Raw genomic sequence first — 11,015 nt, 5'->3', positions numbered from 1 at the left:
GCGCTCCAGCCTGGGCCGGAACGATAAATAAAATGCGTAATCACAATGTCGCCTTATGCTATAAAACACCCCGCGCCGAAACGGCGCGCCGGCTACTCTTTAAACGTCAGCGTGGCGTAATAGCCGTTTTCATCGAGCAGTATTTTATTTTTCACTATCCGCACGATGACAGCATTGCTGCCGGCCAGACGGTCGCCAACGCCATAACCGGTTTGCTTGCCGCCATGCTCGACGATGACCAGGCTTTTTTTGGCGTTATCGCTGAACAGCAAACCCGCTATCTTGCCAAGCGCAGCGGCTTCCGGTGCGTTAGCCAGCAGCTCGGCACCGATCGCCCATTCGCCGACTTTATACCCGTGCGCCTTTTCGCCGTCTTTCGCCGCTTGATAGCGGCCAAACCAGTGCGCGTCATTAATTTTTCCGATGTCCTCTTCCTGAGGAAAGACAATATGGCGCCCCGGCCCGGGCGCGTTTTCACGGCTCGGCTCAACGGGCGCGCCATCCCCGGCCATCATTCGCCATCCCAGCTGAAGCATGAACGCCAGATTCGTCAGAAAAAAAAGAAGCATAAAAAAATCTATCAACCGTTTGCTCACGGCACCCCCGGTTATTCAACGGCGCCAACGCTAAGCGGAAATACCGACCACCATCGCGACGGAAAACAGCAGCGTGATGACCAGAGCCACTTTATAATTCACGGCGTCCAGCCACGTTCGCCGGCGATTATTAACCGATGACGACGGGCATTCCCCCTGCAAATTAGCGGCCGCACGCTCGCAGGCTTGAAAGCTCAACATCACGCCAAATCGGGGAATGGTCTTGATCACCTCGCCAGGAATACCGTGGCGGGAGAGCAAAGAGCGGCATTGGAATATCATCTGATAATAGTTATTGTCGCTGATGGTCTCATGGTTGCAAAACCAGACAGCGCGAATAATGTCGTTCTTCTTATAAATACCGCTCAACAGGCACAGCATGAAGCGCCGCTGTAATTCGGTCATTTCAATGAGCACATTCTCTTTTTTAAACAACAGCGTTTTTTCATTGTTGTTTAATATTACCAACTCATTTTCCAACAGAGTCTCGTTCAGGGCAATGTTATGTATGTCCATCTCTCGCCTATCAGTTTAATGAAGTTCAAAGGCCCTCTGTGCCATCACCTTTGCACGCATGCGGCGAGATGCATTTTCAATGAAAATTAATGGTTCGCCGTTTCAAGAGCGGCCTCAATTAATCATGCGAAAAACATTCATGCAACTTATTTCTTTAAAATAAACAATATAAAATTAATATGGTCACATCACATTACCTTAGATTCATTAAATCATTTAAAAACATGACGATAGCAGGTTTTATAAAATAGCTAAACCACCATTAAATTTGATTAATGATAAAGAAAATAGACATTCACGCATAATAACCCATGTTATTAGTTGCGTGCTAAAAAGGCAGGAGGCGAGGATGTAAAGGGTAACAGAAATACACCTTAAGCTCACATAAAAAACGAGATAAAAATCAGGATTCGATATTACATAAAAACATCGGCGAGTAGGCATTGCTGAACATCAACGTATTCTTGTCTACGCTGCGAATATGATAAAACGTCGATTCATTGCTGAAAAAGTAAGTATACACCTCTTCCGGCAAGGTATCGCGCGGTGAATAATTCACCTCACCATAGTGGAAACGATAGAAACTGCCTTGCGAGACATAGCTGAAATTAACCCGTCGGTTGACGAAATACTTCTCTTCACCGTCGTTGGCCAGGCCCGACAAGATCATCACGCCCTTATCGCCCGACAAAAAGATGTAGTTTATTTTTAGCGACAGCTGGATGTCATCGTGTGCCGCCTGCGCGTCCAGCGAATTGAAATAATTGAACGTGGCGTTCGCTTCGCAGGAAAAATCACCGAACTCATGATGGCTGCGAACCAGGGAATACACCACGCTGCCAGTCAACACGCACAGGCCGACCAGCGTGGCTGACAAAATATTTAACTTTTTTTCCATGCCCGGATGTACTCGCTCTCACAATTATGCAAAACGGCCGCACTGTCCTTCGTGCATTTGGCGATAAACTGGCGTCCGCTGTCTTCATTGGCATTATGAGAACGGTTAACCTTGGTAATGACAATCTCACCGGGGCGGCAACGCTGGCCATAAAGATCCTTCCTGACCAAGAACTGCAAATAGTCGTCCTGATGATTCTCCAAAAAATGGCCGGCATAGTAGATCGGGCAGCCGTTTACCGTCCCCACGTAAGACAATACCTGCTTCTTTTCACTGTCGCGATGATGTTTGTAATAGATAAAGCACAGCGCCAGAAAAGATAATGGCACGACGATCGATAAGCTGCGCAGCAGAATAAAAAAATAGTGGTGGGTGTTTTTTGACGTTGCGGTCGGCGCAGCCAAGGGAACCGGGGCATCGGCAAGCGGTGGGGGATCGGGTAAATCAATCCGCAGTCGGTCGATCGGTATTATTCTATTGAGTCTATACCCCTTTTTAGAGAGGGTAACGATCAGGCGTTCATTGAAACCGACAGACGTCAATGCCCGCCGCGTCAGGCTGATATATTGATTCAACGTCGCCGAAGAGGCGCTCAGGCCGTGATCGGTCCACACCTGCTGCAACAGCGTATCCCGGCTCACCGCCTCGTGGCCATGCTCAAGCAAACATTTGAATACTCTAGAATTAACGCTGGATAAGAAAACTTCCCGTCCCTTCTTTATACTCTTCAATGAACCGTTTTCAGTGTTAAATGTAATATCTTTATCAATGATATAAATCATGTTCAGCCTGACAGCGCACACGGGTTATTATTTAAACTTATTCAGCGAGTTCGACGACCGCCGCGAAGCGCGGATAGTTTTTTCGCACAGAGAATAAACAATACTAACGCCATCCCAACAGGCGTGCAACTTTAAGAATTTTCCCTATGCCTGCGCCATTATTTGCCCCACAAATAACGATATAAACGCTATTTTTTTCACCGTCATCGGATCTGTTGGCAACCCTATAGGGGGAGAAGGGCAAAAACGGCGCAGAGGAAAAGACGCTCGCTCGCGGCGTACGAAATGACGCTTGTGCAGCTGTCGACAGGAAGAATAACGGGGAAAAACGTTTTTGCGGGCCGCAAATGGGTGGGGACCCTGCCAGCTACATCCCGGCACACACGTCACCTGCTGCGGCTGCTTCCTTCCGGACCTGACCGAGTTCACAAGTTAGTGTTGCGGGAGAACCAACAGGGCCCCCATTGACGGCTTCTGTACTCCGAAGCGGTGGGCATTATCGGCGATGCCCTATCAAATAGCAAGCCAACCGGGACCAACCGCTGTTTTCTTACCCACCTGCGCTGTGGCACACTCTCCGCCTGGGTTTTGACTCGCGCAGGAACAGCAACATGCAACCAGAAGACGCCTCTTTCAGCCAGCGGGTATTCCACATCGTGGCCGCCATTCCTTACGGCAAAGTCACCACCTACGGCGAAGTTGCCCGGCTGGCCGGTTCACCGCGCGCCGCACGTCAGGTCGGCGGCGTGCTGCGGCGTTTGCCGGAAGGCAGCACGCTGCCCTGGCACCGGGTGATCAACCGCCACGGGCAGATATCGCAGCAAGGGGAGGATTTTCAACGGCAGCGGCAGGCATTGCTGGCGGAGGGGATTATTTTCGGCCCGCACAGCACGGTCGATTTCGATCGCTACGGCTGGCGCTGGTAAAACAAAACAGCCTTTGGCCGAAGCGCAAAGGCTGTTGATTTCATCTTGCTGTACCGCAGTAAGATTACTGCATGGCGGTTGGCGCAGCCTGAATCGGCACACCCTGAACCGGAACCAGCAGCAGATCGGCACGGGTGCCGTTGCGGTTGACCACTTCCTGGATGGTGTCGGTAATAAACATCAGTCGCCCGTTGACCGTCACCGCCGCGCTCAGAATGATACGCGCATTCGGTTGGATGTCGGACGGGTTATACGGCAGCGTAAAGCTGAACGGCGCCTGTTGCCCTTCAGTGCGTACCGCGCGCTGTGCAATCACTTTAGACGGCGCATCCGCCAGCGAGGCGTCAGAAAGGGTGACCGTCAGTACCGCGTCCGGCGGCAGCGCAATGCGCTGACGTATATTAACCGAACCTGTCACCGCCGGGCCCTGAATCTGCGTTTGCGCAGCCGCCGGGTTACCGGCCGCCTGTGTAGGCACATCAGCACTCTTTTGCGCGCATCCTGCCAGCGTGATCGTCAGTGCCGCGGCACCGCCTACGATTTGCCAGAGTTTCATGGATCGGTCTCCTTTTTTATTATCAACATGTTGGTGGCTTTCACCACCGCACCTATTAAACTTAGCACAAAACACTGACAAATCCACTTTGCTCCACCTATTAATCACTTAGCCTGTCCAAAGCGCCCACTATTAAGAGCATTCTCATCGGCCCTATAACGCAAGATGTTGACGCCGCGCCGTGATATTCCGCACACTACGCAAAATGATTATTAGAAAGGTAACAACTTTATGAGCCAGGCATTGCAAAACCTCCTCGATCTGCTGGATCTGGAGAAAATCGAAGAAGGGCTGTTCCGCGGCCAGAGTGAAGATTTGGGGCTGCGCCAGGTGTTCGGCGGGCAGGTGGTCGGCCAGGCGCTGTACGCCGCCAAGCAGACGGTGCCGGATGAACGCAGCGTGCATTCTTTCCACAGCTACTTCCTGCGCCCGGGCGACAGCAGCAAGCCTATCGTTTACGACGTGGAAACCCTGCGCGACGGCAACAGCTTCAGCGCGCGCCGCGTCAGCGCCATCCAGCACGGTAAACCTATCTTCTATATGACCGCCTCCTTCCAGAGCCCGGAGGCGGGTTTCGAGCACCAGAACCTGATGCCGGACGTGCCGCCGCCGGAAGGGCTGCTGTCCGAATCAGAGATCGCCCAGAAGCTGGCGCATATGCTGCCGGAAAAAGTGCGCGAAAAATTTATCGGCCAAAAGCCGATCGAAATGCGCCCGGTGAAATTCCACAATCCGCTGAAAGGCAGCGTGGAAGAACCGCATCGCTACGTCTGGTTCCGCGCCAACGGCAGCATGCCGGACGATCAACGCATCCACCAATACCTGCTGGGCTACGCGTCGGACTTTAACTTCCTGCCGACCGCGCTGCAGCCGCACGGCGTCGGCTTCCTCGAGCCGGGCATGCAGGTGGCCACCATTGACCACTCCATGTGGTTCCATCGCCCGTTCCGCATGGATGACTGGCTGCTGTACGCGGTGGAGAGCTCCTCCGCCTCCGGCGCACGCGGCTTTGTACGCGGCCAAATCTACACCCGCGACGGCGTACTGGTCGCCACCACCGTGCAGGAAGGGGTGATTCGCCAGCGCGACGCCTGATCCGCAGCATAAAGAAAGGGGCGATGTTTCCATCGCCCCTGTCGGCTTCATCATTATTTTAGTCTTTAGCGCACTGCCCTGCTTCGAGTCTTATTGGTTGTAGGCGCTCTCGCCGTGGCTGTTGACGTCCAGCCCCTCGCGTTCCTGCTCTTCCGGTACTCTCAGGCCCACCATCGCGCCCGCAATCTTGAAAGCGATAAAGGCGACGACGCTCGACCACACCAGCGTGATCAGCACGCTCACCAGCTGGATCCAGACCTGATGGCCCATCGTCACCCCTTCGGCGTAGCCGGTACCGCCCAGTGAAGAGGCGGTGAACACGCCGGTCAGCAGGCAGCCGACGATGCCGCACACCCCGTGCACGCCGAACACGTCGCAGGTGTCGTCCACCTTCAGCCATTTTTTCAGCGTCACGACACCCCACAGGCCGGCGACGCCGCCCACCAGGCCGATGATCAACGCCCCGCCCACGCCCACGGTGCCCGCCGCCGGCGTCACCGCAACCAACCCGGCGATCATGCCGGAGCAGGCGCCCAGCAGCGAAGGCTTGCCGCGCAGCACCCATTCGGCGAAGGTCCAGGAGAGAATGGCGCCCGCGGTGGCGACCACGGTATTGAGGAATGCCAGAGCCGCAATGCCGTTGGCCGCGCTGGCGGAGCCGGCGTTAAAGCCGAACCAGCCGATATACAGGATGGACGCTCCGGTAAACACCATCGGCAGGTTGTGCGGTTTGAAGGCCTCTTTACCGAAGCCGGCGCGCTTGCCGATCAGGTAGGCACCAATCAGCCCGGCGCTGGCGGCGTTGATGTGCACTACGGTGCCGCCGGCGAAGTCCAATGCGCCATCGGTGGCCAGGTAGCCGCCGCCCCACACCATGTGCGCGATCGGCAGATAAGACAGCGTGAACCACACAATCGCGAAGATCAGCACCGCCGAGAAGCGAATGCGTTCGGCGAAGCCGCCCACCACCAGCGCCACGGTGATACAGGCGAAGGACGCCTGGAAGGCGACGTGGATCATCTGGCTGATGCTGCCGGTGACGCTGTCGATGCCGATGCCTTTCAGCATCGCCGTTTCGAACCCGCCAAATACCGCATTGCCCTCGCTGAACGCCAGGCTGTAGCCATACAGCACCCACAGCACGCAGACCAGCGCGAAGGTGACGGTGACCTGCGTCAGCATCGACAGCACGTTTTTGCCGCGCAGCAGGCCGCCGTAAAACAGCGCGATGCCCGGCAGCGTCATGAACAGCACCAACGCAGTGCAGATCATCATAAAGGCGTTGTCGGCCTTATCAGCGACCGCCGGGGCGGCCAGGGCCAAAGAAGGAACCAGGGTTACCGAACTCAGGCCCAACATGGATAACAGTCTTTTCATTATCAATCCATCCCCATCACTTAGCTGAGTTCGCGGTTACAGTGCCGATTCGTCGGTTTCGCCGGTGCGAATGCGGATCACGCGTTGCAACTCGGCAACGAAAATTTTGCCGTCGCCGATTTTGCCGGTGTAGGCGGCTTTGCTAATCACATCAACCACTTCATCCAACTGATCGTCAGCGATGGCGATGTCGATTTTGACCTTGGGCAGGAAGTTGACGTTATATTCGGCGCCGCGATACAGCTCGGCGTGCCCCTTCTGGCGGCCAAAGCCCTTCACTTCGGTTACGGTCAACCCCTGAATGCCCACGGAGGACAGAGCCTCGCGCACGTCCTCCAGCTTGAACGGTTTGATTACCACGGTCACCAGCTTCATATTGCCCCTCCACGAATTAAACCCAAACTCACCCCTGGTACGCGTCATATGTAGCAAGGCCTGTGCCAGATTTGATTTTGCATGACGATTCAGCGGATTAGCGGGAACGCGGGCACCATCAGACCGCGGCGCCATACCGATACCCTGAATTGATTAAATATCGCGCACTGATTTGGTGCGCATCGCGTCGAAAAAGTGCAGAAAGGGGGCATGGCGCAGGCGGGTTGCCTGCTTGTGGTGCGTGGGAAAAAAAGAAGGGCCGCGATCGCGGCCCATGCTCAGGCGGGTTGGCTCTCTTCGCGCACCGCTTCCGCCAGCTGCTCGCCCGCCAGCTGCAGCTGGTACATCTGGTAGTAGCGCCCCTGCTGCGCCAGCAGCTGCTGATGGTTGCCCTGCTCTACCGCCTGGCCGCGATGCAGCACCAGGATGGAATCGGCATCGACGATGGTCGACAGCCGGTGGGCGATCACCACCAGCGTGGTGTGCTCGCGGATCGCACGCAGCGCGCGCTGGATCGCCTGTTCGGTGCCCGAGTCGATATTGGCGGTCGCCTCGTCGAGGATCAGGATCTGCGGCGCCTGCACCAAGACCCGCGCCATCGCCAGCAGCTGTTTCTGCCCGACGGACAGGTTATTGCCCTGCTCTCCCAGCCGGGTGTGAATACCCTGCGGGAAGCCGCGCACCAGACTCGCCAGCTGCACCGTTTCCAGCGCCTGCCACACGGCGTCTTCCTCGATGTTGCGCCCCAACGTAACGTTGGCCAGCACCGAATCGGCGATCACCACCGGATCCTGCTGCACCATCGCCACGCCCTGGCGCAGCGTGCGGTGCGACAGGCTGGAGATCGGGCGGCCATCGAGACGCACTTCCCCCTCGCTGACCGGGTAATAGCCCATCAGCAGGTTGGCCAAGGTGCTCTTACCGCTGCCGGTATGCCCAACCAGCGCCACGAAACCGCGCGAAGGCACCGCCAGCGAAATGTGCTGCAGCACCTTTTTGTCCGCGCGGTAAGCGAAGCTCAGATCGGTGATGTCGATGCGGCCACCGGCCAGCGGACGATCGTCGGCGCCGTAACTCTGCTGGCTGCGATCCATCAGCTCGAAAATGCGTTCACCGGCCACCACCGCCTGCTGCAGGATCGACTGCTGCGACGTGAGCTCGATCAGCGGTTCGTTCAGGCGCCCCAGGTAGTTGATGAAGGCATAGAGCACGCCGACGCCAATCACCCCCTCGCCGCTGAAGCCGAACAGCATCAGCAGCCCGCACAGCACCAGCGCCGAAAACAGGCTGAGCAGCGGTCGCAGCAGGAAACCGTCGAGCCGCAGGGTCTGCATGCGCGCCAGATAGTGCGACTGACTGGCGGCGCTCATGCGTTCACCGAAGCGCACCTGCTGGCGGAACTGCTGAATCACGCCCATGCCGTTGATCACTTCGTTGAAACCGTCGTTGATGTCCGCCAGATAGCTGCGCACCCGGCGCACGATCGGCGTGCTGTAGTATTGATAGATGCCCATCACCACAAACACCGCCGGGAAGATGCAGACCGCCACCAGCGCCATGCGCCAGTCGAGGCTGAACATCGCCACCAGCATGGCACCGATCAGCGCGGCGCTTTTCAGCACCGTGGAGACCACCATCACGTACAGATCCTTGATCACCTCGGTGTCGTTGGTGACGCGCGAGATCAATTGCCCGACCGGCTGCGTGTCGAAGGCGCTGAGCGGCTGGCGCAGCGCGGCGTCCATCACGTCGGTGCGCAGCCGCTGGACCACCCCCACCGCCGCCTGGTTGAACAGCAGCGCCTGGAAGTAGTGCAGCGCCGCCGCCAGCAGCTCCAGCAGAATGTAAGCCGCCGCCAGCCCACCGACGATCGTCAGCGGCAGTTGCCCTTTGGCGACGTAATTATCGATAAAATAGCTCACCAGGATCGGCCCGGCGACTTCCGCCGCCGCCGCTATCCACAGCATCAGCACCGCCAGCCCCAGCGGTTTGCGGTACGGCGAGCCATAGGCCAGCAGCCGCTTCAGCGTCGGCCACAGCTTTTGCACTTTATTCATCGGCCAACGCCTCCTCGCCGTTTTCCGGCGCTTCATCCAGCGCCGCTTCCAGCTGCTGATAACGGTACATATCGCGATACCAGCCCGGCTGCGCCGCCAGCGCCACCGGATCGCCGCGCTGCGCAACGCCGCCGTGCTGCATCACCAGGATCTCGCTGGCTTCGGTCAAGGCCGACAGCCGGTGCGCGCTGATGATCACCGTGCGATCTTGCCCCCAGCTGCGCAGGTTGTGCAGGATCTGGTGTTCGGTACGGCCGTCCACCGCCGACAGCGCGTCGTCGAGGATCAGGATCTCCGCATCCAGCAGCAGCGCACGCGCAATGGAGATACGCTGTTTCTGCCCGCCCGACAGCATCACGCCGCGTTCGCCCACTTCGGTGTCATAGCCCTGTGGCAGCCGCAGAATGTCCTCATGGACGCTGGCCAACCGCGCCGCCTGTTCGATCTGCGCCTGCGTCGCCCCCGGATGGCCCAGCGCAATGTTGTTCGCCACGGTATCGGAGAACAGGAACGGCGTCTGGCTCACCACCGACAGCCGCGAACGCCAGTCGTCGAGTTTGACCTGCGGCAACGGCAGGCCGTGATAGCGGATCTGCCCTTGGTCGACGTCGAACTGGCGCTGGATCAGCGACAACAGCGTCGACTTGCCGGCACCGGTCGGCCCGCACAGCCCCAGCATCTGCCCCGGCTTCAGCGTCAGCGCCACGTCATGCAGCGCCGGATGCGGGTTTTCCGGGTAGTGGAACGCGCGGATATCCACGTCCAGCACGCCGCGGCCGGCCGGCAACGCCTGCGGGCCGTCCTGCACCGCCGGCGCCTCGTCGAGCAGGCTGCGGATGCGGCTGTAGGCCGCGCTGCCGCGTTCGACGATGTTGAACATCCAGGCCAGCGCCAGCATCGGCCAGATCATCAAGCCGAGATACATCACAAAGCTGGTCAGCTGCCCGAGCGTCAGCGACTCGTTCACCACCATCCAGCTGCCGCCGCCGATGGCCAGCAGGTTAGAGGCGCCGATGGCGATATAAATGGTCGGATCGAAGCGCGCATCCACCCGCGCCACGTGCATGTTCTTGGCGCCGGTCTGCGCCGCCACCTCGGCGAAGCGGTTGGATTGGTGATCTTCCAGCCCAAAGGCCTTGATCATGCGGATGCTGGTCATGCTTTCCTGCGCCTGATCGTTCAGGCTGGAAAACGCCGCCTGCGCCGATTTAAAGCGCTGGTGCAGCTGGTCGCCGTAATATTTGATGGCGATCGCCATCAGCGGCATCGGGATCAACGCCAGCACCGTCAGCTGCCAGCTGATTTGGGTGCTCATCACCACCAGCACCACCAGTCCCATCACCAGCGAGTCCACCAGCGTCAGCACGCCTTCGCCGGCGGCGAACACCACGCGGTCCACGTCGTTGGTAGCGCGCGCCATCAGATCGCCGGTGCGGTGGCGCAGGTAGAACGCCGGATTTTGCCGGCTGAGTTGGCGGTAAAAGTTTTCGCGCAGCTCAACCGCCAGTTGGTAGGAGGCGCCGAACAACAACACCCGCCACACATAGCGCAGCAGGTAAACGACGATCGCGGTGCCGATCATCAGCCCGAGCCAGGCCATCAGCACGCCGGTAGACATTTGTTTTTCGGTGACGCCGTCCACGATGATACCGACCAGCTTAGGCGGCAGCAGTTGCAGGATGGCGATGACGATCAGCAGCACCACCGCCCCGAGGTAGCGGCGCCACTCCCGGCGGAAGTACCAGCCGATTTGAGCAAATAATCTCACGCAGTTTGATTCCAGGGTTTTATGGGATTTGTCTCTTTTTCTGCTTCAGTAGAGCAGGATACCACCGTT

The 11,015-nt window shown here is 57.9% G+C and carries 11 protein-coding genes and 1 other RNA gene; 2 read left to right on the top strand and 10 right to left on the bottom strand.

Features of this window, described 5'->3' with window-relative positions:
• Window positions 1–92 precede the first annotated feature (92 nt).
• From ACUXAC_RS17185 to ffs, 5 genes are all read right to left on the bottom strand, one after another.
• Entirely contained in the window at window positions 93–596 is a 504-nt protein-coding gene (locus tag ACUXAC_RS17185; protein WP_072265459.1) for a type II secretion system protein N, read from the bottom strand.
• A 30-nt stretch (window positions 597–626) separates the two neighbouring features.
• Window positions 627–1,112 (bottom strand): winged helix-turn-helix domain-containing protein, encoded by a 486-nt coding sequence (locus ACUXAC_RS17180; RefSeq protein ID WP_141958125.1) that lies wholly within the window; start codon window positions 1,110–1,112, stop codon window positions 627–629.
• A 403-nt stretch (window positions 1,113–1,515) separates the two neighbouring features.
• Window positions 1,516–2,010, bottom strand: coding sequence for a FidL-like protein (locus ACUXAC_RS17175; protein WP_047728690.1), 495 nt, complete (start codon window positions 2,008–2,010; stop codon window positions 1,516–1,518).
• Complete coding sequence (locus ACUXAC_RS17170; protein WP_060423389.1) at window positions 1,995–2,792, bottom strand: winged helix-turn-helix domain-containing protein; 798 nt, start codon at window positions 2,790–2,792, stop codon at window positions 1,995–1,997. The genes ACUXAC_RS17175 and ACUXAC_RS17170 overlap by 16 nt, the downstream gene beginning before the upstream one ends.
• Window positions 2,793–3,150: 358 nt before the next feature.
• Window positions 3,151–3,247, bottom strand: an RNA gene (ffs, locus tag ACUXAC_RS17165) — signal recognition particle sRNA small type.
• Window positions 3,248–3,403: 156 nt separating this feature from the next.
• Here ffs and ACUXAC_RS17160 point away from each other — a divergent pair.
• Complete coding sequence (locus ACUXAC_RS17160) at window positions 3,404–3,718, top strand: MGMT family protein (protein ID WP_033642088.1); 315 nt, start codon at window positions 3,404–3,406, stop codon at window positions 3,716–3,718.
• A 64-nt stretch (window positions 3,719–3,782) separates the two neighbouring features.
• Here the strand turns inward: ACUXAC_RS17160 and ACUXAC_RS17155 are convergent, their stop codons facing one another.
• Window positions 3,783–4,274, bottom strand: a complete 492-nt coding sequence (locus ACUXAC_RS17155) for a YbaY family lipoprotein (protein ID WP_016928846.1) — start codon at window positions 4,272–4,274, stop codon at window positions 3,783–3,785.
• A gap of 231 nt (window positions 4,275–4,505) precedes the next feature.
• Between ACUXAC_RS17155 and tesB the strand changes: the two genes are divergently transcribed.
• Entirely contained in the window at window positions 4,506–5,369 is an 864-nt protein-coding gene (tesB, locus tag ACUXAC_RS17150) for an acyl-CoA thioesterase II (RefSeq protein WP_004940320.1), read from the top strand.
• Between the two features lie 90 nt (window positions 5,370–5,459).
• On the opposite strand, the gene amtB is transcribed toward tesB, so the two are convergent.
• From amtB to smdA, 4 genes are all read right to left on the bottom strand, one after another.
• On the bottom strand, window positions 5,460–6,746 hold the full coding sequence (amtB, locus tag ACUXAC_RS17145) for an ammonium transporter AmtB (protein ID WP_084826745.1): 1,287 nt from the start codon (window positions 6,744–6,746) through the stop codon (window positions 5,460–5,462).
• Between the two features lie 36 nt (window positions 6,747–6,782).
• Window positions 6,783–7,121, bottom strand: coding sequence for a P-II family nitrogen regulator (glnK, locus tag ACUXAC_RS17140; RefSeq protein WP_004940327.1), 339 nt, complete (start codon window positions 7,119–7,121; stop codon window positions 6,783–6,785).
• Between the two features lie 278 nt (window positions 7,122–7,399).
• Window positions 7,400–9,178: a multidrug efflux ABC transporter permease/ATP-binding subunit SmdB gene (gene smdB / locus ACUXAC_RS17135; protein ID WP_055312256.1), complete on the bottom strand. Its 1,779-nt coding sequence runs from the start codon at window positions 9,176–9,178 to the stop codon at window positions 7,400–7,402.
• Entirely contained in the window at window positions 9,171–10,946 is a 1,776-nt protein-coding gene (gene smdA / locus ACUXAC_RS17130; protein WP_454266792.1) for a multidrug efflux ABC transporter permease/ATP-binding subunit SmdA, read from the bottom strand. Before smdA ends, smdB begins: the two co-directional genes overlap by 8 nt.
• Between the last annotated feature and the right edge of the window lie 69 nt (window positions 10,947–11,015).

Source organism: Serratia sp. 121840015-1 (genome assembly GCF_053627655.1).
The sequence above is the reverse complement of the archived record's forward strand: the minus strand, read 5'-3'. Positions and strand labels throughout refer to the sequence as shown.